This window comes from Marinobacter shunpengi, from assembly GCF_045449695.1.
GTDB lineage: Bacteria > Pseudomonadota > Gammaproteobacteria > Pseudomonadales > Oleiphilaceae > Marinobacter.
In genome coordinates this window covers 410521-433456 of record NZ_JBJJKZ010000012.1, presented here as the reverse complement: position 1 = coordinate 433456, position 22936 = coordinate 410521, and the positions used below count along the sequence as shown (strand labels likewise).

The following is a 22936-nucleotide window of genomic DNA, read 5'->3' as shown; positions in this document are numbered from 1 at the left end:
GCCGGAAATTGGGAACGTCCTTCGCTACGTAGGTGCCGGTACGGTCAACGACCAGGGGGCGGATTGGATGCCGCCCGCTAGCGGGTCTGCCGAGGGCGATATGCTCGTTAAGTTCCGGGATCTCAGTTCGATCTCGAACCCGGACTACACGCCGGCAGTGATGCGATTTAGTAGCACCGGCGGATATGCGGTGGGTGGCGCGGTGCCGGATCCGACAACCTTGCGTATTAATCGGCTGTTCAGCTATCAGGCCTACGGAACAGCGTCGATATCGAATGTGCGTGGGGCTGGGTGGCACTACCTCCGATTCAACTTTGATGCCACTACGAAGGATGCCAAGGCGAAAATCTGGCATATCGACGATCCCGAGCCAGGCGTTTGGGATCTTGAGCTGAATGCATCCGGTGTGGCGGGTGATGATAGCGATAACTCCGGCATTGGTGTCCATGTCTACCGAGGCAGCAATGGTGCCTTTCATGAGTGGGCATGGCTCTCATTCTCCGATAACCCGGCGGTGCCTGCGGAGAACCCAGACCAACCAGGCGGTGATTCCAACCTGCTGGCCTCTGGCGCGACTGCCGGGGACACCTGGGCTGTAGAGTGCCAGTCGGCCACGACGTTGAGCGCCGGGGCGGTTGCCAGCGATAACCTGGGCGCCATTGCACAGGTCAACATGGCCTTGGTGGATGCAGCCCAGGCATCGGACAGCACAGGCGACCAGCCCGCCGCTGTTGGCTCCCTGCAATCCGCGGCGACCGGAAACGACACCGTAGACGCCCTGGCCAGTGCAGCCGCTGCCCTGTCTGCCGGCGCAGCGGCTGGAGAGTCCTGGACCGTCCAGGCCCAGGCGGTGGTGAATCTGCTGGAGCAGGGAGTAGCCGCTGACGAGATGCGCCGGCAGACAGAGGGCGCGCTCACTGCTGCCATGGCTGAGAGTTCGCAGGCGGCTGACCAGTTCGTGGCGGCCATCAATGCCCTGGTCTCACTGACCGATGGGGCAACAGCAACCGATACCTACCTGGCGGTGGTGGCCCAACTGGCGAGCATCGCCTCGGGCGCCGTTGCCAGTGACAGTTTCCGCACCGGCGTTGGCCAGGTTCGGGCGATATCGAACGGCGCTCTGACCAGCGATGCATGGGCGGTGATGGTGAATCTGGCAGCGGCGCTGTCGTCAACCTGTACCGCCAATGACCTGATGCATGCCCGGGCCACGATGACAGCTAGCGTCAGGGCCGGGGCGGTTGCAACCGACCGTTTCGCCATCGTCAATGCCGGCGTCCGCTATCTGGTGATGGGCGCCATCATCCTACGGGATGCCCTGCAATACCGCGTGACCTCGAAACCCGCATTGAACCAATCCGTGAAGATCAAGCCAGGACACTGAGCCATGAAAGACCTGACCAAAGCAAAAGACCGCATGAAAGCAGCGGGGGCCGCCCCTGCCTCCCTCCCCCTGGGGAATGCCCTGGCGCGTGGTAAGTGGCGGGCCGAGTTCCGCGATCCGGAGGGCAACCTGCTCCACGTGGCCGAGTGGGAAAACCTCATCGTCAACGAGGGTCTGGACCAGTTGCTGGATGGCGGTTTGGTTGGCGCCGGGCCGTGGTACATCGGTCTAACCGATGGCTCGCCAACGGTAGCGGCTGAAGACACCATGGGTACCCATGATGGTTGGGGTGAGGTTTCCGGCTATGACGAGATTAATCGTCAGAACTGGACCCCTGGCACAGTGGCCAATCAAACGGTGGACAACAGTGGCGCCGCCGCGGAGTTCACCATCACCAACAACAGCACCACCATCGGTGGCGCATTCCTGACGAACAATGCCACCAAGGACGGTTCCACTGGGAAGCTCTTTGCGGCTGGCGCCTTCGAGCAGGGCGACGTAACCCTTTCCGCTGGCTCTACCATCACGGTGGTGGCTGAGTTCAGCCAGGCGGCGGCAGCATAACCGGTGCGCGTTTACTACCGCGAGAACACCCGGGTGGTTGAGGTGCCCGAACTCACGGATCACGAAGGTACCCCCGTCACCGGTGCAACGGTCGAGGCGACCATCACGCTGGAAGACGGCGCGGATGTACCTGGGATCACCAACCCGGTGGCGATGACTGATGAAGGCGCGGGCAAGTACCTGGGGATCATCCCACCGATCGAGGTGGAAGACGGAACGATCGTCATCCTGGAAGTGAAAGCGGATTACGCCGGGGTCGAATCCACCTCCCGGGAGCGCTTTGTGGTAAGGGATCGCGGCTTCTCGGATTCGTGCGGGTCCTTCTGAGCAGGGGCCGGCCGCACGGGGGCGCAGACCGCGCTTTTTTCGCAGACTTGGGCGGTCCTTGGCCTTCCTTCCTTGGTTTGAGATCAGGTAGTTACGATGGGTAAGCGGGTTAACAAGCGTGAGCTTGCGGAGATCTTCGGGATTTCTGAACGCAGTTTCACGGCCTACCAGAAAGACCCGTCGTTTCCGGTTGCCCGGTCCGGTGGCCGGGGGCAGGCGAACGAGTATGACACCCAGGACGTTCACGAGTGGCTGGTGTCGCGTGCCGTTAATGGCGCGCGCCACGAGTCGGCCCGTGAGCGCCTGGAGAGAATCAAGGGCGATCGCGAGGAGCTTGGCCTGGCGAAAGACCTGGAAGAATTGGTACCAGCCGTACTGATCGGGGCTCGATTGGAACAGGTGGTGTTGGCGATCCGCACTGGTGTGCTGACCGGCAACCCGAAACTCAAGACCGAGATCGATGCGCTGTATGACATCGACCTCGATATCGAGCTTCTGAATGAGCATTCTCGATCCGTCCTCAAGCAGCTGGCAGCGCTTGAAAGCCAACCTGGACAGAATCATCTGCCAGGCCCTGGTGAAGTTCGAGCCGCCGGAGAAGATCACCTCAACTGAGTGGGCCAACGAGTACCGCTACCTGGCACAGGAAAGCAGCCCGATGCCGGGCAAGTACTCCACCGACCTGACCCCGTGGGTGCCCGGCATGCTAGATGCGCTGGACGATCCCGCCACCAAGGAAGTGGTCTGCATGAAGTCCGCGCAGGTGGCGTGGACGGATGGCGTCTGGAACAACTACCTGGGCCGGCGGATCCACAACGATCCGTGCCCGGTGGTGCTGTTGTTCCCGAAGGACAAGACGATCCGGCGGTACCTGGATCAGAAGTTCGTGCCCATGGTGGGGGCCACGGAGGTGCTGCGGCCCCTGGTGGACGTGACCACGTCTCGCACCACTGGCAACCGGACGGACTTCAAAAAATTCCCGGGCGGATTCCTGGCGCTGGTGGCGTCGAACGCGCCGGACAACGTGAAGTCCCTGTCCGCCCCCGTGGTGTGCGTCGAGGAACCGGACGACTGCAACACCAACGTCAAGGGCCAGGGCGACTCGGTCAAGCTGCTGGAAGAGCGGGCCAAGACCTACGAATACCGCAAGATCATCTTCGGCGGCACGCCCACGGTGAAGGGGCTGTCCCGGGTGGAGAAGGCGTACCTGGGTAGTGACCGCCGCAAGTTCATGGTGCCCTGCCATGAGTGCGGGGATAGCCACGTGCTGTCCTGGGATAACGTCTTCTGGGACGAGAAAGCGGAGCTGGAGGACGAGGTACTGGGCCGCGCCCAGCCCCACACCGCTTGCTATGTGTGCCCCCACTGCGGCGTGCCCTGGCGCGACGTGGACAAGAACCGCAACGTGCGCCGGGGTGAGTGGGTGGCGGAGCGTCCGTTCAGGGGTGTGGCCGGCTTCTACATCAACGAGCTGTATTCACCGTTCCCCGGCTCCAAGCTGCACATGCTGGTGGAGCGGTACCTCAAGGCCCGCCACGAGCTGGAGAAGGGCGACGAAAGCGACATGATCGTTTTCGAGAACAGTTGCCTGGGCCTGCCCTACGAGTACCGCACCGATGCACCGACCACCGAGGCCCTGCAGGAACGGGCCAAGGAATACGACGAGCTGACGGTACCGGCTGGCGGCCTGCTGCTGACGGTGGGTGTGGATGTCCAGTGGGACCGCCTGGCCGTGGTAGTCCGTGCCTGGGGTCGGGACGAGGAAAGCTGGCTGGTGTACTGGGGCGAGATCGCCGCCGCCACCAGCTGCATGGATAAAGAGGATCCCGTCTGGGACGAGCTGGACCGCTACGTGTTCGGCAGCTACCAACATGAGCTGGGCTTCCAGGTGCACGTCACGGCGGCCAGTTTCGACAGCTCCGACGGCAGCACCAACGACGCCGTGTACCACTACGTTCGCCGCCGGCGGAATCGCGGCGTAAAGGTCATGGCCATCAAGGGGGAATCGACAAACATCAGCCGCGAGATCGTCACCCCGGCCAAGAAGGTGGACACCAATGCGAAGGCCACCAAGGCCGCCAAGTACGGCCTGCCGGTCCACATCGTTGGTACCCACAAGGCCAAGGACCTGATTGATGCCCGCCTGAAGCTGACCGGCAACGGGACGGGGCGCATTCACTGGTACAACGGTGTGCGATCGGACTACTACGACCAGATCACCAGCGAGATCAAGGCGCCATCCCGGCAGCGGGGTGGCCGCAAGGTGTGGCAACTGAAGTCCGGTGTTCGCAATGAGGCGCTGGACTGCGAGGTGTACGCCCTGCACGCGGCCCGGGTGGTGAAGGTCCACATCAAAAAGGCCGCCCAGTGGGACGCCCTGGAGGCGAAGCTGAAGCAGGGCGACCTACTGGCGCCGGCCATGCCGGAGCCCGTGGAGCGTACCGACACACCGGCGGACAAGCCGGCAGCCCCCGCCAAGCGGGGCACCAAGGTCACCATTTCCAAGCCTGAAGGCCGCAAGCGCAGCTTTGCTGAGCTGGCCCGGAGAAACTGATGTCGATCCAACAGCAACTGGCCGATGCCAAAGCGGCCTACCACAAGCTGATGACCGGCCAGAGCGTGGTCCGCATCGAGCGTGATGGCAAGACCGTGGAGTTCCGGTCCGCCAACCGGTCGGAGCTGCGGGCCTATATCACGGAACTGGAGGCCCAGCTCAACCCGGGCGTGGTCCGCCGCCGGCCAGCGAAGGTGTCATACTGATGTCAGCCGTTGCCAAGCAAGAGCCGAAAGTCACGTTCCTGGACGCCAGTGGTAAGCCCATGGCCAGCGCTGGTGGATACAGCGGCGCTGGTGCCGGCTTCGGTGGCCAACTGCGTCGCTGGAACCCGGGTGGCCGAACCGCCGACGCCGCCCTGTTGCCGGACCTGGCCCAGGGCAATGCCCGGGCGGAGGACCTGGTGCGCAACCACGGTATTGCCTCCAACGGTGTGCAGTTGCACGTGGACAACATCGTGGGGCACCTGTTCCGGCTCAGCTACAAGCCCCGCTGGCGGGCACTGGGAATGTCCGAAGCGGACGCCCGGGCGTTTGCCGCCGACGTGGAGGCCGCCTTTACCGAGTACGCGGAAGACCCCGTCAACTGCTGGGTGGATGCCGAACGCAAGCGCACCCTGACCATGATGGTCCGGGAAGTCGTTGCCAACCACAGCACCGTGGGCGAAGCCGCCGGCAGCGCGGAATGGATCAACCGTGGTGGCACCCCCTTCCGCACCGCCATCAAGTTGATTAACTGCCACCGGATCAGCAACCCCAACAACCTGCCGGACACCAACAACCGGCGGGGCGGGGTGGACGTGGATCGGTATGGCGCGGCTGTCGGCTACTGGGTGCGCAACCACGATACCATGGGCGCCGGGTTCGGCAGCAACGGCCTGGGCTACAACTGGACCCGGGTACCCCGGGAGACCAGCTGGGGCCGGCAACAGTTCCTGCATGTTTTCGAGCCCCGTGGCGACGGCCAGACCCGTGGCGCCAACCAGTTCCTGTCGGTGATGGAGCAGCTGCCCCAGCTCGCCAAGTTGCAACAGACCAAGCTCCAGAACGCCATCGTCAACGCCATGTATGCGGCTGTGATCGAGTCGGAGATGGGCCCCGAGGCGGCGTTCGAGCTGATCGGTGGTGAGACTGATCCCGACGGCCTGCACAAGTACATGGAGATCCTCCAGGACTATCACCAGGGCGCGGACATCCGGCTCAATGGTGTGCAGATCCCGCACCTGATGCCGGGTGAAAAGTTCAACCTGATGACCAGCAGCAATGCGGACAACGGGTTCAGCGAGCTGGAGAACTCCATTATCCGCTGGATCTCCGCCGGTCTGAACGTGCCCTACGAGCAACTGGCCAAGGACTACAGCAGGACCACCTACAGCAGCGCCCGGGCCAGCATGATGGAAGGCTGGCGATACTACATGGGCCGCCGGAAGATCATCGCCAGCCGGTTCGCCTCCATGGTGTTCTCGCTCTGGTTCGAGGAGGCCCTGGACCGGGGAGAGATCCAGCTTCCGCGAAGTGCCACTCGCGATTTCTACCAGGCCAAGGCGAGCTGGTGTAACGCGGAATGGATCGGCTCAGGCCGCATGGCCATCGACGGCCTGAAGGAAGTGAAGGAATCCGTGCTACTCATCGAGTCCGGCCTGTCCACCTACGAGAAGGAGCTGGCCAAGATGGGCGAGGACTATCAGGAGGTGTTCGCCCAGCAGGTCCGCGAGATCGAGGAACGCCGCAGTGCCGGCCTGCCGCCGCCCAGCTGGATGAACACCCAGGCGCTGGCGCCGGATCAGGAACAGCCGGAAGTGGCAGGAGCGACAGTATGAAGATCTGGAAAACGGCCAATGTGGGCATGAGCAGTTTTATGGCCGAGGGCCTCGGCAGGCCCAGCCCCTACGCAGAGTTTGCCCAAAAGTTCGAGCACGTGGGGTACCGTTCCGCGAGAGAAGAAGCGTTCGATATTTCAGGCTTGCCACTTACCGCCGAAGAACAGTGCTTTGTGCGGTTGAGCTGGAAGGGTGGGTGCCGATTGCCGCGTGGCGTTGCCCGCAAAGCGAAGCCACGACTCCAGAGCCGACGGTGGGTCAAAGACCCGGATGGGGTCCGCCGATTCAGACAATGCAGAGTGGAGCAGCGGTAGCTTGCCGGGCTCATAACCCGGAGGTCGCAGGTTCGATTCCTGCCTCTGCAACCAATTCCAGACCCCGCCCAGGTGGGGTTTTTTAATACCCGGAGAAACCACATGCGACACCAGAACATCGCAGCCCGCGTGCTGAATACGCCGCTGCTGCTGGAGCCTGGCTATGCCCGGGTGTTCATCGGCGCACTGGCGCCCCGGTTGGGGATCGCCAGCCTGCATGACGAGACCGGCCTGGTTGAGCCGCAGGAAAAGCTGCGCATGCGGGCGGATGCCTTTGATCCGGACCGGCCCCGCAACCGCCCCTACGAGGTGGTCAACGGTATTGCGGTGATTCCGGTGGAGGGCAGCCTGGTGCACAAGTTCGGGCACCTGCAACCGTTCTCCGGCATGACCGGCTATGACGGCATCATCGCCCGGGTGGAGGACGCCCTGCAGGACAACACCGTCACCGGCATCCTGCTGGACATCGACAGCCCGGGCGGGGAGGTCAGTGGCTGTTTCGACACGGCTCGCCGGATCCACGACCTGCGAGGCATCAAGCCCATTGGCTCCATCGCCTACGACACCGCCTGTAGTGCGGCCATGGCTCTGCACAGCAGCACCGACTACCGCTACACCACCGCCACGGCCCGCAGCGGTTCCGTGGGTGTGGTGATGATGCACGCCAGTTTTGAGCGGCAGCTCGAGGAAGCGGGCATCGAGGTGACGCTGATCCACTCCGGTGCCTTCAAGGTGGCGGGCAACCCCTATGAAAACCTGCCGGCTCAGGTACTGGAGCGGTTCCAGTCGGAATCGGACCGCCTGCGCGCGGCGTTTGCGGACCTGGTGGCCGACCAGATCGGCCTGTCCGCCGCCGATGTAATGGCCACCGAGGCCGCGATCTACACCGGGCAAGACGCGATTGATGTTGGATTCGCGGACGAGCTCATTAACGGTCACGACATGCTGGCCGCCTTCTCGGACTACGTCCAAACCACCCAAACCATCGGAGTAAGCACCATGACCGATAGCACCCGTAAGCCGGTGGCCCAGCAGCAACAGGCCACCACCCAGGCCCAGGCCGGCAGCAACGGCCCGGATGAGGAAACCACAACCCTGGTGGACACCGCCGCCATTGCTGCCGATGCCACCGCTGCCGAACAGGCCCGCGTCGCCGGCATCCTCCAGTGTGAGGAAGCGGAAGGCCGCGCCAAGCTGGCCCAGCACCTGGCGTTCAATACCCGCATGACGGTGGACGATGCCAAGGCCACCCTGGCCGCGTCCGACCAGGCGCCGGCAGCCGCCAATAGCAGCCTGCTGGATGCGGCCATGGGCAACACCGACCAGCCCGAGATTGGGGCGGACGGTGGTACTGCCGATGGCGACCCGGTGAAGCAGGATGCCTCGGTGGCCCTGATCTCCGACTACCGCCGTGCCACGGGCCGGACGGGCAAGTAACCGCCCCGCCGGCAGCGGGCAACCCTTTGATACGAGCACGAGGACAATCCCATGAGCGACCAGATCGCACGTAGCAGCACCGAATCGTACCAGCCGGACAGCCTCATCATCGGCGGTCTGGCCGACTTTGGCCGTGGCACCCTGGCCTCCGGCCAGGACCTCACCCGTGGCGCCATCCTGGGGCGCGTGACGGCGTCCGGCGAACTGACTCTGTCTGTGGAGACCGCCACTGATGGTTCCGAAGAGCCGGTCGGGGCGCTGTGCCATGACACCGATGCCAGCGGCGGCGCCGAGGGCTGCCAGTTTGCCCGGGGTGGCTGGCTGAACGAACACGTCGTCAACTTCGACGCCAGCTGGACCGTGGACACGCTCAACGCGGCTTTTGACGGCACCCCGCTGAGCATCGTCAAGCCCTACTGACCAGCCCCCGCCTGGCGTAACGCGCCCGGACAACTGACATTCGCCGAATCAAGAGGAAACCACCATGGCCTATGAAACCACCACGCTGCTCAACGTTATGAGCGAGCTTGATCGGTTCAGTCCTTTTCTGCTGAACCTTCTGTTCCAGAGCGTAGTAACGTTCGATACCGAGGAAATCGCCTTCGATGAACTGGAGCTGGACGAGACTCTGGCTCCTTTCGTCAGCCCGTACATCGCCGGGAAACCGAATCGGGAGAAGGGCGGCGCCCTGCGCAAATTCGTTCCCCCAACCGTCAAGCCGAAAGATGTCGTTAAGCCCGGACGGGCGCTGAAGCGCCGACCTGGTGAGGACCCCAGTGGTGAGATGACGGCAGAAGCGCGGATGAATGCGATCCGTGTTGATCTGCTGGACAATCACCGCCGCCAGATTCTTCGCCGGATGGAATGGATGGTGGCCCAGTTGCTGCGTTCCGGAAAGATCGTTGTTGAGGGCGAGGACTATCCCAAGGCGGAAGTCGATTACGGACGTGATCCCAACAACACCATTACGCTGGCTGCTGGTGCCGAATGGGGTTCTGGTACCGAGGATGTAATCGGCGACCACGAGGATTGGTTTGCACAGCTGGCGGCGCCATGCACCCATGTTATCTACGGCCGGGGCGCGTTCCGTCGTGCACTGCTGGATGAGAAGTTCAAGGATCTGGTGGAAACCGAACGGGGCAGTGACACCGAATTTGAGATTGCCCCTGCGGTTAACCTGGCTTCCTACCGTGGGCGCTTCGGCGGTGCCGGTCCGGAGCTCTGGTCCTATACCGGCTATTTCAAGGATGACGAGGGCAACAAGGAGCTGTTCATTCCGGATAACGGCGTAGTGCTCTTGTCGACTGGTGCGCCTGGTGTTCGTGCCTATGGTGCGATTCTGGACAAGAAGGCAGGTTTCCGTCCCCTTGAGTACTTCCCGAAGAACTGGGACGCCGACGATCCCTCCGTTGAGTACCTGATGACCCAGAGCCGTGGCCTGCCGGTACCGGGACTGGCGGATTCCACCCTGTACGCCACCGTCTTCACCCCGTAGCGGGGTAACCACCCGTAGCAGTCCGGGGCCACTGGCCCCGGCCAACCCCTTTCCATCGAAGGTAGCAAGCCATGAGCAAGAAAACGTACATCACGGTCAATCGTATTGAGACCCGTAATTCGAAGCGTGAGAAGTCCGTTATCAAACCCAATACGAAGCTGGAGCTGACAGCGGCTGAGGCCAAGAAATATGGCGCTGCCGTGGTTGAAGTGGTCGAGGATGAGCAGGAAGAGATCGAAGACGACGACACCGGTGAAGGCAACGGTAGCGAGGGCGGGGGCGCCTGATGTCCCGCAGCCTGTTTGATGAAACGGCGGACTCGTTGGAGTCCGCCGTTGACTGTGCCTTCGCGGTGGATGCCGTATACGCCGACAGCAACGGCGGTGTATTCGAGATCCGCTGCATTGTGGACCGAGACGTGGAGCAGCGGGAGGCGTACGACACCAACCTGCCGGTTCGGCGCCACGAGATCGAGATCCGCAAGTGCTACATCTGCAACCCGCGCCGTGGTCACCGCGTCCGGGTGGGTGACACCACCTGGATCCTGGACGGCCTGATCTACGACGACGGTCATGTGACGAGGCACCACGCCAATGTCTGCAAGGATTGAGCGCAAGAGCCTGAACGGCCTCCGGCTCTACTTGGCCTCCATTGGCCGGGAGTCTCCGAAGGCCCATGCCCGGGCCCTGAACAAGACGGTGACAAAGGCCCGCACGGAAAGCAGCAAGGCGATCCGTAAGCAGGTGCGCCTGAAGGCCAGCTACGTGCGGGAGCGGCTGAAGATTCGCAAGGCCAGCCAGAAGAACCTGTCTGCCTGGATTCGTACCCCCGCGCGGGGACTGCTGCTGTCCCGCTTCTCCACGGATTCCAGCATTGCCAACGACTCCGTCAGCTGGATCAAGCCACCACCGGAGCCGCCCCGAGGTATCCGCGTGAAGGTGAAGCCGTCCGGTGGCGCCAAGGTGTTTCAGGGCGACAGCTCGATCAAGGGTAAGCCGTTCTACATGGTGTTGCGGAGCAGCAACCGGGTGGTCATTGCGGGCCGGCGGGCCACGCCGGGCAAGAAGGGCGGCAAGATCAAGGTGTTCTATGGCCCGTCCCTGTCGCAGGTATTCACCGACGTGAAGGACGACATTTCCGAGCCGATGCTGGAGTACCAGCTTGAGCAGTTCGTGAAGGAACTGGAAACCATTGTGAGGGGTTACTGATGCCGGACAGCATACGGGAGAAGGTCGTGCAGGCGTTCAGCCAGCGCCTGCAGGCGGAACGGTCTGAGCAACTGTCATCCGAAGACGAGCTGCCGGCCCGCTGTCTGTGGGACATGGATGAATCCGCGGAACGCCTGGCCTACGGCAAGCTGCGCATGACCCTCAGTGTGGGCGTCGGTGTGATGGACCGGGTACCACGGTCCGTGACAGCCAGCGAGAAGGGTAACGAAATGCTGGCCGAGCTGCTGGAAGACGCCCTGAACCAGGACCCGACCCTGGGCGGCCTGACGGAGCAGATCAACTATTCCGATTCCACCCTGGATTACCCGGAACCCGGGCAGGACATTATCGCGGTCCTGGCCAACTTCGAGATCGTCTACCTGACCGACTCGATCTCACCCTACACCAATTCGTAAACCGCCCGTGCAGGGCAATCAGCACCCGGAGAGACAACCATGGCAAACGCTGAGAATGCAAAGATCCAGATTGAGGGCGGCCAGCAGCAGCACCCGATGGGGGCGCTGAGTAACACTGGTGACAACACGGTATTTGAGTCCGGTTCGGAGCTCTGGTCGCGCCGGTCCGGCTTTGAGCCGGTGGTTCGCCCGGATGGCCTGATCACCGGCGGTGCCATCACCCCGGCCCAGGGTGGCACCCAGAACGCGGTTGACGTGGCCGCGCTGACGGCCTATGTGGGTGGCAACGAGGTGGCCGCCGCTGCGGAAACTGGCCTGGTCTGCGCCCGCCCGACCACCGATACCCACGTGGTCTACAGCATTGTGGTAGACAGCGCCGGCGCCATTACCGCCGAGGGCGGTACCGAGGGCACCAGCTTCACGGAGACTCGGGGTTCCGCCGGTGGCCCGCCGCTGATTGCTGTGGATGCGATCGAGCTGGGCCAGGTGCGCCTGGCGAGCCAGACTGCCGCCGCCGTGAAGGCGTCCGAGATCTTCCAGGTGGTGGGTGTGCACCAGGAGCGGTACGACTTCCCCATTTACGAGATCGACTACCGCAACGGTGCCGTGGTGTTCAACAGCGCCCTGGCCACCATCCACACTGGCAACGAGCCCAAGGGCGTCAGCGCCAGCTACGCGGAACCGATCTTCACCGATCTGGCCCGGGCGACGGACTTTGTGCCGTCGGAGACTTCCCACAGCCTGAGTTCCACCCAGATCTACGGGGGCACCATCGGCAGCAGCAGCTCCACCCTGAACCAGGCCAGCTTCACCGCGTTCCTGGCCGATGGCATCACCGACGCCATCATCAAGCTGAAGAACGAAATCCTGTGGTACAAGTTCTTCCAGAACCGGTTCGTCAGCAACTACATCCTGGAGCAGGGCAAGCTGGGTATCAGCCGCAGCTTCCCGGCGGGGGATGAGATCCAGGCCGCGTGCACCATTTCACCGGAAACCGCCGGTGTTGAGGTGACCGCGTAATGCTGGACGTGAAGGCCCTGCGCAAGACCAAGTTCACCCCCCGTGAGGACGAGGTCACCCTGTCGGCCCTGGCTGATGCCGGACTGGGTGACGGGGTGGTGAAGGTGCGCGGGCTGACCGCGCACCAGCTCGCGGAAGCGGAGGAAGCCTCGTCCAAGAGCCGCATGCTCACCGACCTGATGGAGAAGCTGGTGGGCTCCGAAAAGGAGAAGGTCGCCGCCTTGCTGGAAGGCATCGGCATTGGCCAGGACGTGCCGGCCAGCCTGGCAAAGAAGCTGTCCCACGTGCAGATGGGCGTGGTGGAACCGGAGATGGCCCTGGAGGATGTGGTCAAGCTGGCTGAGGTCTACCCGATTGAGTTCGGCATACTGGCCAACAAGATCTACGAGCTGACCGGTAAGGGCCAGATCGCCCAGGTAAAGCGGCAGCCCTCTGGAGGCAAGCAGACATCCAAGCCAGCCTAGCCCTGGCGGATAGCAAGGGCGGCTACCTGTACGAAAGCCGCCCTGATGTGTTTCCAGAGGGCTACCTGACCGAGACGGAAATCAGCCTGTGGGCGAAGTACTACCAGCAACGGCGGCGGAAATAGTTGCTATAGTGGTGTGGAACTGTCGCTTACAGGGAGGTATCCATGAAGAATGATTCTGTCGGAGAGATGATCGCTGAGCTTAAATCTAGCCCTAAGAAGCTGGCCTTCGTGGTTTTCGTATTCGTGGGTGGTGTTCTGGGGCTCTTGAGTATGGCATCCCAGCAGGACGATCCGATTGCCGTTTCCTACAGCGATCTGATGAGCGACATCTACCTTTCAGATCGAACGACTGCCCAGCAGGAACAGGTAAAGGGTGAGTTTCAGGGCAAGTATGTTTCCTGGTCTGGTGATGTGGTCGATGTGCAGGAAAAATGGCCGGGCTACCAGGTGTCGGTCGGCACTATGGGCACGCTGTTTACCGACATCGTTCTGAGTGGCGTTTCCGAATCGGAAGCGTTGGCTCTATCCTCTGGTGATGAGATCCGGTTTACCGGTCAAATCGACAGAATTGAGGACGCCCGCATCACTGGAACCGTTTACCTCTCCGATGTCCAGGTGAACTAGCACCAACCAAACCAGATTATCCCTCACAACCCCGCTTCGGCGGGGTTTTTTTATGCCCGGAGAAAACATGGCCGACGCATCCAAGACGGTTGAAATCATCTTCGGCGGGGTGGACCGCACTGGCCAGGCGGTCAGCTCCGTAGGCGCGAACCTGAAGCGCCTGGAAGACGGTGTTGGCAGTGTCACCGGTCCCCTGGCCAATGTCACCGACTCCATCCTCAAACTGGACGCCGCCCTGGCTGCTGCTGCCATTGGCGTTACTGCCTATGCCGTCAAGATCAGCGATGACTTTGACACGGCCTTTGGCGAAATCGCCACCCTCATCGGCCAACCTGCGGAGAACCTGCGGGATTTCCAGGACCAGATCCTGGAGTACTCCGAGCGGTCCAGCCAGTCACTGGCGGAGATCACCAGCGCGACATACAGCGCTATTTCCGCCGGTATCGAGTATCAGGATTCCATTGAGCTGATTGCCGCTGCGGAGCAGTTGGCTATTGCCGGTCGGGCAGACCTTGGTGCCACTACCACGGCCTTGGTCAGCACGCTGAATGCCTTTGGTGCGTCCGCTGATGAGGCAGGGGACTATGCCGACACCTTCTTCACGGCGGTCCAGCTGGGCCAGACGACGATCCCGGAGCTCGCGGATACCATTGGTCGGTTGGCGCCGATCGCTGCTGCTGCCGGTCTGACCTTTGACGAGATGGCTGCGGCCATCGCTACCATCACCGCTGAAACGGGTACCAATACTGCCGAGGCAATTACTGGAATCCGGGCTGCGATCAATGCCCTGTTGAAACCCTCGGCGGATGCCGCCGGGCTGGCGTCTAACCTGGGCATTGAGTTCAATGCGACTGCGTTGGAAAGCAAGGGATTTGCGGGTGTACTGGAAGATGTAAGGGAAGCCACCGGCGGTAGTACTGAGCTGATGGCCCGCCTGTTTGGCTCGGTGGAGGCGTTGACTCCGGTCTTGGCCCTGACTGGTAATGCCTCTGAAGCGTTCGCGGATAATATTGCCGCGATAAATGACAATGCTGGCGCTGCCCAGACAGCATCACAGGAGCTCACCAGTTCGCTGGGGCTCCTGGGCCAGACCCTCCAGAACAATGTCAATTCCGCGCTCATTGCGTTTGGCTCCAACCTGACCGACGAGACCCGCAGCGCGGTCAACTCGATGACCGATATCTTCAATTCGTTCGGTGCTGAGATCCGTCTGGATGATGGTGTCTTTGCACCGCTGATACAGGGTATTGAAACACTGGCCCAGGACATTGATGTCAAGCTGCGCCAGATTGCGGACAACTTCCCCGAGGCTCTATCCGGCATTGACCTGTCCGATCTGCTCAGTGCGTTTGGGGACCTGGGTGACGAACTGCAGGAGGCCTTCGGAAACGTCTTCGGTGAGATCGACCTGGGCACTGTTGAAGGCCTCGAACAGGCCTTGCAGCGGGTAGTGGATGCGTTCACCGCCCTGGTGAACATTTCCGCCGGCATTATCGATGGTCTGCAACCGCTGTTCATCCTGGTCGGCGAGGGCATCGAACAGTTCGAGAACCTTGACGAGTCCACCAAGCGAAGTGTTGGGGAGCTCCTGGGCCTGGGCAAGGCGGTGGATACCGTGCTGCCGGCAGTCGGTGCACTGGGCGGCGGGCTGGATGCTGTTGGTTCCGGCCTGACGGCACTGGCCGGTGCATCCGGCTTCAAGACGCTGATCACCAACCTGGACTCGGTCAAGAACATTGCGGCTGGAGCGGGCCGCTTTGGCCTGGTCGGTGCCGCCCTGCTGGGCTCCGCCGGGGTAGGGTACGGCATCGGCACGTTGATCCAGGAGAATATCATAGAGCCGATCGAGGATGAGTTCGGCCAGTCGATTGGTGGGTGGTTGTATGAACAGCTGAATGCCGGGGAACTTGCCCGGGTAGAGGCCCAGTGGGAGGGCTACGCCTCGGAGGTCCGCCGGGCGGCGAAGGATACTCAGGATATCAACGATATCAACGAGATCCTGAACCGGAACCTGACGGATATGCAGGTGGCCACCGATGAACAGCAGCAATCCTGGCAGGACTACGCAAACGAACTGGTGAACGCTGCCAACTCGGGCGAACAGTTGGCGGAGAACCAACAGGGCATTGCCGGCGCGGTCGGAGATCTCAGGGACGCGGCCCGGGAAAGTGGCGGTGCTCTGAAGGATGTGTCTGACAACACCAGGGAGCTGGCCGAGAACAACCGCTCGTTGCAGGTCGGGTATGACGAGGCCAGCGGCAAGGTTAACAGCTTCTCCGGCGCTGTCATCAAGAGCGGCAACGCCATGGAAGACGCCGCCGAAAAGACCAAGGAAGTGGTCAAGCAATCGGAGGAATACCAGCTCAAGCTGCTGGAAATTGCCAGTGATGAGCGGATTGCCAGCATTGAGGCCAAGGTTTCGCTGGACATCGCTGAGGTAGAGGCCAATGCCCAGAAGGTGGTGGCGCTGGCAGAAAGCCTGTCCGATACGTTTGTCAGTACCGGGGAACAGATCAGCAATTTGTGGGGCGCCTACAACGAATCAGGAAGGCTGGAGCAATTCGACATTGCTCGGCAGATCGAGGCGGAACAGAAAATGCGAGAGGAGGCGTTTGAGACCCAGCAGAAGCTTGCGCAAGCCGAGATCGATCAGATACGTGAACGGACTAAGGCCCTGCGTAACGGGGATGCACTTATCAAGGTGGAAGGCGATGGACTGCAGCCGCACCTGGAGGCGTTTATGTTTGAGATTCTTCGGGCAATTCAGGTTCGTGTAAATGCGGACGGTCGTGAAACGCTGCTGGGGCTTACGTGATGCTGACCATAAATGCTCCGGTGTTTGATATTGACGGGCATCTAACCGTGGAGAATCCAGTAGAGGATGGCGTGGCCAGTTTCACTCGCCGGGTTTCCAGGGTTGCAACACTCGATGGCGCCGCCGCGATCAACGATTTTGGGTACAGTGCGGCAGATAGGACGCTGAACATCGAGTGGACTCCCCGATCTCTTTTAGAAGAGGATCTGGCGAGGCGATTGGTGCAGTCCTACGGGCGGCTGATTGTGACGTTCCGGGAGGGATGCTTCGTTGGGGCCCCGTTTTCTTTCGATTTGCAAGAGGGGGTGGTGACAGTGGTTATTCTGGTTGAAAGGAAGTTGAGCGCATGAAGATTTCCACGAGCCTGGCATCGGCCTGGGCGCAAACATTTCTTTCTGAAATCGTGGCCGGCAGCACGGCGAATCCCAAGATTGAGATTTACTCCGGGACTATGCCCGCAACAGTATCCGGCACCCCCGGTGGAACGTTGTTGGCAGAGCTTGAACTGACCCAAACGGCGGGGTCGGAGTCCGATGGTACGATCACATTTGATCCGATTGCGGACGATGACGAAGCGAACGGATCAGGGGAGGCGTCCTGGGGGCGGATTCTGAATCGCGACGGTGATGCCGTTGGCCTTTTTTCCGTGAGTAATACCAGCGGCAACGGTGAGTTGCAGCTCTCCACGACCACCTTCGTTGAGGGTCTTCCCGTGTCGATTTCGTCCGCGTCTATCCAGGTGGGTGACTGATGGCCGTAAAGAGTGGTTCGCCATACCCTACGATAGCGACAGGTACATACCTGAGCTGCGTTCTGGATGAATTTGGTGAAGCCGTAACTTGGGGTGGATCCGGTCAGTATGGTAGCGATCCTCCTCCGGCCTTCCCAGCGGGGCCTTACAAGAATATCTCCTGCAACCATGGCTATGGCCTGGGTGTGACTACCGGCGGAAGCGTAGTTAGCGCCGGTACGCCGCAGTCCAATAACGGTCAGACCGCAATCCCGAGTGGTCTGAACGACGTAATGGTGGTTTCGGCTGGCTATCGACACGCTCTGGCAGTAAGAGAGAATGGCGCAGTAGTTGGCTGGGGATCGGATTCCAGTGGAGAGGCGACAGCACCAGGCACACTTGATGATGCGGTAAAGGTCGTTGCTGGGCGGGACGAGTCGCTTGCTATGAAGGCAGATGGATCCGCTGTCTCATGGGGTTACGTGGCCAACGATGTAGCCTCAACGTTGAGTGGAGTGGTAGATATAGGGGGCTACGACGAGACCTTTATTGCGCTTCTGGACGATGGCACCGTGCTGTCCTGGGAAAAGTACGGGGAGGGATCGGATTCTGCCCCGGCAGGGTTGGTGGATGTGGTACAGGTCGCTTGCGGATTCGATCACTATGTCGCGTTGCAGGCCGACGGAACGGTTGTTTGCTGGGGAGAGAACAACCGGGGCCAGACTGACGTTCCAGCAGGACTTGCCGATGTGGTACACATCCAGGCTGGCGGCGATCAGACCATCGCGGTGCAATCGGATGGAACCGTGGTCATGTGGGGGTTCGACAATCAGGAGCAGTCCACCCCACCCGCTGGCCAGAAGGCCATGGTACCAGGTGAGCCGGACCCTATATCCGGTTCGCTTTCGGGCGCCATTCGAATTGGGTTCACTGCGATCGCAAATCATGACCCGGCACCCAAGGGTGAGATCACGGCCCGTATCCCTATTCGTTTCAGGGGGGCGGCCTATCAGGACTGGACTCAGTCTGTCCCGCTGTCGGAACTACAGGAGCTCTACTTTCTCGTGATTGAGGCGGATGGCCTGGAACCGATAGAAATCCCCATATCCAGTTGGCAGGCTACCAACCAGAGTGAAGGCCGCCAGAAGTTCTTGCAGGCCGTTATCCCCGCTGCCGCTGATCTTATGGAAGATATCGAGGCCCGGGCCGGCGGTGAGCTGGCCATTCTTAAGGGGTATCGGTTGTCCGATGGGGCCGTTAGGAGAGAAGAGATTATCCGAACTACGTTTGGCCAGCCCCGCTCTGATCAGGGTGGCACCAATTTCACCGTGACGGTGTCGGGTTATTCGGACGGGGGGAGCGTGAGTTCAGGTGATAGGACCCTGACGGGTATTCGATCAATCAGCATGTCAGATGGAAATCCGCGGGTTCGGTGTGATATCGACCTATTTTTGCGCCCGGGCATGACGGTCACGGCGGGCGAAATGACCTTTCGTGCCGACTATATCAACTATTTCGTCGGTCGCGCCGATAAGTTCTGTGAAGTGAGCCAGCGATAATGTCCCGGGGTGAGATTCTGAACCATAAGGAAGATGGCCTTTATCGAGTCCGGCTAAAGTATGCGGTGGAGCAATTGCTAGAGGATCGCCAGCGCTGCCAGGAGCGTCTACAAGAGTTGAATGGGGTTCTGGTGGATCGTTTGGATGAGAAGGATACGCTGGAGTCCACTGCCTGGTCCCTTGAGCGAGATATAGATACCCTTATTCCTCAGTATGTGGAAGACCCTGCAGAGCATTTCGCCGAGATGACGGCGTTGCAGTCTGAGTTGATCCGGATTCAGTCCGGGCTCAGTCTGGTGCGATTCGATCTGGCCCGTATTCGCATCGAGCGCCTTGAACTACAAAAACGGATTAGTGTGATCGATAGCTTGCCGGAAGACATAACGCTAGATGCGTGGTGTGCTGATTTCACAGAGGATCTTTCTGGCGAGGTAGGTCTGATCGATCTTAATGACGAAGGTGGTCAGGGAATCATCATACAGCCTGGTTATGATGGAAATGCCGCCTACGATCCTGCTCGTGATGGGCAGCTTGTTCATCGGGAAGCCCAGACTGGTGCGCAAATGTTCTTTAATGCGGCTATTCTTCCGGGTATACAGAAATGGTTCCCCCGGTACCGCGTTGGAACGATTAGTAATATTGTCGTGGACACCTGTACCGTGTTGTTGGACCCCGCCTCGTCATCCGCTCAGGAACTTAATATCAATCAGCAGCTGGACTACACCAGTGTTCCGATCATGTATATGGATTGCAATGGTGCAGCCTTTGAGGACGGTGATCGGGTAGTGGTCCGCTTTACCCAGTCGGGGCCTTTGGTTGTGGGTTTTGAAGAACAACCAAAGCCGTGCGACCTGCCGGTATTCATCCTGGCTAACGGGAATCGAATAATCGAGATGGAACCAGATTTCTCTGCAATCAGGCGGTCATTTGGTTTTGTCAGTAATAATACATATTCCATTGCCGTGTGCCAGGATCAGATTGCCTACATTTACGGTCTAGGGCTTAGTGGTGGCGATAGTGTTCTGAACTTCATGGGCGGTCCTAACTATGGCGCTGGGCAAGATGAGGTTTTTTATGGCGTTCATGGCGACTTGGATGGGATTTGGGTTTCACGTAACGATTTTGAGCCGATTCCAGGCACGCCACTTTTCCTTCGCTATAACTTGGATGGACAACTAGATCGCCAGGTATCGCTCACCACCGGAGATCTCGATGCGGCGGCCTATACTGGCAGCAACTTCACCTCTGATGGGGAGACACTGACGGGGCTGCTGCAAGGTTATCAGGATGGCCCGCTACGAAGCGACTGGTACCATTTTCTGGTGGACGCACAAACGGGGGCGCGTACTGGTCTTCGTTCTGCATTTTCTCGTAATCCCCAGGGAACCTGTATCAATCAGGATTACATGTTCATTGGTTCTAGAGTGGGCTTGAATCCTGTGTTTGTTGAGGTTTTTGAGAAAGGTAGCTATTCAGTTGTCAGTACCTTCAATCTCCAAACGAATACTCCTGACTATCAGGCAATCACAGCATCGAGAACAAAATTTTATGCCTTCCTCACGCTCCCACAAGAGCAGGGGGGCCCCGCCCCAGAATGTTATGTCGAGATCTATGGCATAGCGGATGGTGTGTGCACCTATGAGCGCACAGTTAATCTTAATGCAGATTTTTCGGTGGAGAGTGTTTATAGCGCCGCAGTCGATTCAGCGTTACTCCTCCAGTAGCTGCCCCACTCTTAGTTTTTCATTGCCACAAATACTAAAATAACTGCCACTTTTCTGCGCACACTACCAATTTGCTTATGTTCCTATGGTTCATGGGGTGGCTGCCCAGTTTCAGGCGTCCCGTATACCCTAACGACAAGGTAAAGGAGTAGGAGCCATGCGGTTGTTCTCTCGGTTCTGCATAAAAAAACTCCAAAAATCGCATACCGTACTGTTGTGTGGCAAAGGGATGCAAATCCCGAACGAAAGGGGATAGCCGGAAATTTGGTCTGAAATCTGTGGTTAAATAGTGTTGTCGTTCGAGACAGAGCGCACTATGAATAACCCACGCAAGACGGATAGGGAGGGAGCGATGCAGTAGGTACTGGAATTGAGAGAGGTAAAGCGCCGGCAGACCACGAGGGCCTGCCAGCTAGCGGTTAGGTGTCGGAGCCTTTTTAATACCGCAGCTGTATTATATACGACCAGTGGTTGTAGTTCAGCCTCGTGTGCCTGCCATTTTGTTAATCACCGATAATGGATTGATTTTCTGATGGATGTATCACACGCAGTTGCGATTTTTGAAAGCCTGTTCGCTTGTCTGGGGAACGAAGTTGTTTTCGATGATGACAGCGCTATGCGGTTGATCGAGGCCGCGTTCTGGATTCTCGCTGAGCACAGCAGGGAAATCCTCCTAGTTGTTCTGGAGGGAATTCTGGAAGCTCTCAAGGGTCGCTAGGGAAGTCCGGCGGCGCTTTCGGGCGCCGCCATTTTTGCCCGAGGATCAGATCCGAAACCGTAGACCTGGTCGCGGGACGATCCGGACGGCGTCATCCTCTGTCACACCATACACGCCATTCCGAACCAGGCAGCCCTGGAGGCATTTATCCCTGGGTAGGGTCACCCATTCGCGCCTGATGATGTCGTCGCCATAGGAATAGGAGTACATGTCGACCTTGACGGGCCGCGCTCCTGGTAGCTGCTTGGCCACCGCCACGTCAATGAACCCCAGCCACCAGACGGAACGGCGTTCACCTGCCCGGGTAACAACGAAGACTTCGCCCGCTGGTTGGTTATCCAGAGTGATCAGTTTGTAGTTCAGGTAGTACCGAAATTGAATCATGAGCCTCCCGGAAATACTGTTTATACGTACAGTATAGGAGGCAAGATTGGGCGGGTGCTACATCTGCGACCGGCAGCGCTATGGAAATACTGTATAAGCCTTCTGTTTTTCCAAAATATTTCCAAAATATTTCCAAACGAAAAAAGCCAGTTCTCACGGTCGCCCGTAAGTAACTGGCTTTAATCAGGAAATCTGGTAGGACCAGGCAGATTTGAACTGCCGACCTCTGCCATGTCAAGGCAGCGCTCTAACCAACTGAGCTATGGTCCTGTGTGCAACGGGGTGGAAATATACTGATCCCGGCCCGGTTGGTCAACCATTTCCCGGGACTTTTTGTTGTCTTCCTTAGTCCTGGCTGGCCGCCCGGATGCGGGCGATGCGGCGGGCCCGGGCGGACTTGCGCAGTCGACCCCGCAGGGCCTTGGACAGCACGGTCCAGCGGTTGATCAGCAGGGCCAGCAGGATGACCCCGCAGCCGGCAATCTGGGTGGGGGTCATGGTCTGGCTGAACCAGACCCACGCCAGCAGGGCCACCCAGACCGGCTCCAGGATCAGGATCACCACGCCATGGCTGTGGGCGGACAGGCTCTGGGCGTAGGTCTGCAACAGGAAGCGAAAGGCGGTACCGATGGTCGCACTGGCCACCAGCCACATCATCAGGGTGCCGCTTAAGTTGGTGAGCGTGGGCATCCATTCTTCGAAGAACAGGGAAATAACGCCGGTCAGCACCCCCGCCGTGGTCATGCTCAGGGCGGTCAGGGGCAGGGCGGGCACCCGTTCCCGGATAACGGTCTCACCCTGACGGGTTACCTCCGTGCGGGTGTTGGCAGTACGGGACGTCAGGATATAGGAAATGGCGAAGATGAAGGATGCCGCCACGAACAGCAGTTGGCCTTTCTCCGGGCGGAACCCGTTCTCCAGGGACAGCAGCGCCAGCCCGCAGACTGCGACGGGAATTGCCAGCCAGGTGCTCATTGGCTGTTCCTCGCGGAAGAAGATCCGGGCAATGGCGGGGACGATCACCACCGCCAGGCTGACAATGAAGGCCGCCTCACCCAGGTTGACGCCCAGCCAGATGCCCATGACCCAGCAACTCATGGCGGACCCGAACACCAGGCCCACCCGCGCGCCGCGCAGCATCTGACGGAACTCCAGCCGGGGCAGTTGTCGTCGGGCGAAGAATGCCAGCAGGGCGCCGGCCATCAGGAAGCGCAGGGACATGAACATCAGCGGCGGCATCAGCAGCACGGCTTCCTTGGAGAAAGCCCAGCTAAAAGCCGCCAGCAGGGTAACGAAGACGAGGTAAAGATCCGATTTGTGGGTATCAGAAAGGGCCATGGGAACGCGGTTATCCGGAAATCAGGGCGCGGAGTTT

General features: G+C 60.1%; 25 protein-coding genes and 2 tRNA genes. 24 read left to right on the top strand and 3 right to left on the bottom strand.

Annotated elements, in window-relative coordinates:
• The first annotated feature begins 100 nt into the window (after positions 1–100).
• From ACJO2E_RS08605 to ACJO2E_RS08490, 24 genes are all read left to right on the top strand, one after another.
• Positions 101–1384: a hypothetical protein gene (locus tag ACJO2E_RS08605; RefSeq protein WP_406963465.1), complete on the top strand. Its 1284-nt coding sequence runs from the start codon at positions 101–103 to the stop codon at positions 1382–1384.
• Positions 1385–1387: 3 nt separating this feature from the next.
• The gene (locus ACJO2E_RS08600) at positions 1388–1948 is read left to right on the top strand and encodes a hypothetical protein (RefSeq protein ID WP_406963464.1); all 561 of its coding nucleotides are present in this window, start codon (positions 1388–1390) and stop codon (positions 1946–1948) included.
• Between the two features lie 3 nt (positions 1949–1951).
• The gene (locus tag ACJO2E_RS08595) at positions 1952–2275 is read left to right on the top strand and encodes a hypothetical protein (RefSeq protein ID WP_406963463.1); all 324 of its coding nucleotides are present in this window, start codon (positions 1952–1954) and stop codon (positions 2273–2275) included.
• 96 nt (positions 2276–2371) lie between these two features.
• Positions 2372–2890, top strand: a complete 519-nt coding sequence (locus ACJO2E_RS08590; RefSeq protein WP_406963462.1) for a terminase small subunit — start codon at positions 2372–2374, stop codon at positions 2888–2890.
• Positions 2814–4829, top strand: a complete 2016-nt coding sequence (locus tag ACJO2E_RS08585; RefSeq protein ID WP_406963461.1) for a phage terminase large subunit family protein — start codon at positions 2814–2816, stop codon at positions 4827–4829. The genes ACJO2E_RS08590 and ACJO2E_RS08585 overlap by 77 nt, the downstream gene beginning before the upstream one ends.
• Positions 4829–5035, top strand: a complete 207-nt coding sequence (gene gpW / locus ACJO2E_RS08580) for a gpW family head-tail joining protein (protein ID WP_406963460.1) — start codon at positions 4829–4831, stop codon at positions 5033–5035. Before ACJO2E_RS08585 ends, gpW begins: the two co-directional genes overlap by 1 nt.
• The gene (locus ACJO2E_RS08575; RefSeq protein ID WP_406963459.1) at positions 5035–6648 is read left to right on the top strand and encodes a phage portal protein; all 1614 of its coding nucleotides are present in this window, start codon (positions 5035–5037) and stop codon (positions 6646–6648) included. The genes gpW and ACJO2E_RS08575 overlap by 1 nt, the downstream gene beginning before the upstream one ends.
• A 293-nt stretch (positions 6649–6941) precedes the next feature.
• Positions 6942–7016 (top strand) — tRNA-Met (locus tag ACJO2E_RS08570).
• A gap of 48 nt (positions 7017–7064) precedes the next feature.
• On the top strand, positions 7065–8399 hold the full coding sequence (locus tag ACJO2E_RS08565) for a S49 family peptidase (RefSeq protein ID WP_406963458.1): 1335 nt from the start codon (positions 7065–7067) through the stop codon (positions 8397–8399).
• A 51-nt stretch (positions 8400–8450) separates the two neighbouring features.
• The gene (locus ACJO2E_RS08560) at positions 8451–8819 is read left to right on the top strand and encodes a head decoration protein (RefSeq protein WP_406963457.1); all 369 of its coding nucleotides are present in this window, start codon (positions 8451–8453) and stop codon (positions 8817–8819) included.
• Between the two features lie 64 nt (positions 8820–8883).
• Positions 8884–9894 (top strand): major capsid protein, encoded by a 1011-nt coding sequence (locus tag ACJO2E_RS08555; protein ID WP_406963456.1) that lies wholly within the window; start codon positions 8884–8886, stop codon positions 9892–9894.
• Between the two features lie 71 nt (positions 9895–9965).
• Positions 9966–10181, top strand: a complete 216-nt coding sequence (locus tag ACJO2E_RS08550; protein ID WP_406963455.1) for a hypothetical protein — start codon at positions 9966–9968, stop codon at positions 10179–10181.
• Complete coding sequence (locus ACJO2E_RS08545; RefSeq protein ID WP_406963454.1) at positions 10181–10504, top strand: head-tail joining protein; 324 nt, start codon at positions 10181–10183, stop codon at positions 10502–10504. Before ACJO2E_RS08550 ends, ACJO2E_RS08545 begins: the two co-directional genes overlap by 1 nt.
• A complete protein-coding gene (locus ACJO2E_RS08540) occupies positions 10488–11102 on the top strand; it encodes a phage tail protein (RefSeq protein ID WP_406963453.1) in 615 nt (204 codons plus the stop codon). Before ACJO2E_RS08545 ends, ACJO2E_RS08540 begins: the two co-directional genes overlap by 17 nt.
• A complete protein-coding gene (locus ACJO2E_RS08535; RefSeq protein WP_406963452.1) occupies positions 11102–11518 on the top strand; it encodes a hypothetical protein in 417 nt (138 codons plus the stop codon). Before ACJO2E_RS08540 ends, ACJO2E_RS08535 begins: the two co-directional genes overlap by 1 nt.
• A 39-nt stretch (positions 11519–11557) precedes the next feature.
• The gene (locus ACJO2E_RS08530) at positions 11558–12538 is read left to right on the top strand and encodes a hypothetical protein (RefSeq protein WP_406963451.1); all 981 of its coding nucleotides are present in this window, start codon (positions 11558–11560) and stop codon (positions 12536–12538) included.
• Complete coding sequence (locus ACJO2E_RS08525; protein WP_406963450.1) at positions 12538–13002, top strand: hypothetical protein; 465 nt, start codon at positions 12538–12540, stop codon at positions 13000–13002. The genes ACJO2E_RS08530 and ACJO2E_RS08525 overlap by 1 nt, the downstream gene beginning before the upstream one ends.
• 167 nt (positions 13003–13169) lie before the next feature.
• Positions 13170–13631 (top strand): hypothetical protein, encoded by a 462-nt coding sequence (locus tag ACJO2E_RS08520; RefSeq protein WP_406963449.1) that lies wholly within the window; start codon positions 13170–13172, stop codon positions 13629–13631.
• 67 nt (positions 13632–13698) lie between these two features.
• Positions 13699–16446 (top strand): phage tail tape measure protein, encoded by a 2748-nt coding sequence (locus tag ACJO2E_RS08515; RefSeq protein WP_406963448.1) that lies wholly within the window; start codon positions 13699–13701, stop codon positions 16444–16446.
• Positions 16446–16796 carry a hypothetical protein gene (locus ACJO2E_RS08510; RefSeq protein WP_406963447.1) on the top strand — a complete coding sequence of 117 codons (351 nt, stop codon included), beginning with the start codon at positions 16446–16448 and terminating at the stop codon, positions 16794–16796. Before ACJO2E_RS08515 ends, ACJO2E_RS08510 begins: the two co-directional genes overlap by 1 nt.
• Positions 16793–17197, top strand: a complete 405-nt coding sequence (locus tag ACJO2E_RS08505) for a hypothetical protein (protein ID WP_406963446.1) — start codon at positions 16793–16795, stop codon at positions 17195–17197. Before ACJO2E_RS08510 ends, ACJO2E_RS08505 begins: the two co-directional genes overlap by 4 nt.
• Positions 17197–18735, top strand: a complete 1539-nt coding sequence (locus ACJO2E_RS08500) for an RCC1 domain-containing protein (RefSeq protein WP_406963445.1) — start codon at positions 17197–17199, stop codon at positions 18733–18735. The genes ACJO2E_RS08505 and ACJO2E_RS08500 overlap by 1 nt, the downstream gene beginning before the upstream one ends.
• Entirely contained in the window at positions 18735–20459 is a 1725-nt protein-coding gene (locus ACJO2E_RS08495) for a hypothetical protein (protein WP_406963444.1), read from the top strand. Before ACJO2E_RS08500 ends, ACJO2E_RS08495 begins: the two co-directional genes overlap by 1 nt.
• A 532-nt stretch (positions 20460–20991) precedes the next feature.
• Positions 20992–21177 (top strand): hypothetical protein, encoded by a 186-nt coding sequence (locus ACJO2E_RS08490; RefSeq protein WP_406963443.1) that lies wholly within the window; start codon positions 20992–20994, stop codon positions 21175–21177.
• 45 nt (positions 21178–21222) lie between these two features.
• On the opposite strand, the gene ACJO2E_RS08485 is transcribed toward ACJO2E_RS08490, so the two are convergent.
• The 3 genes from ACJO2E_RS08485 to ACJO2E_RS08475 form a co-directional block, all read right to left on the bottom strand.
• Positions 21223–21561 carry a hypothetical protein gene (locus ACJO2E_RS08485; RefSeq protein WP_406963442.1) on the bottom strand — a complete coding sequence of 113 codons (339 nt, stop codon included), beginning with the start codon at positions 21559–21561 and terminating at the stop codon, positions 21223–21225.
• Positions 21562–21754: 193 nt separating this feature from the next.
• Positions 21755–21831, bottom strand: a tRNA-Val gene (locus ACJO2E_RS08480).
• A 75-nt stretch (positions 21832–21906) separates the two neighbouring features.
• A complete protein-coding gene (locus ACJO2E_RS08475) occupies positions 21907–22899 on the bottom strand; it encodes a DMT family transporter (protein WP_406963441.1) in 993 nt (330 codons plus the stop codon).
• Positions 22900–22936 lie beyond the last annotated feature (37 nt).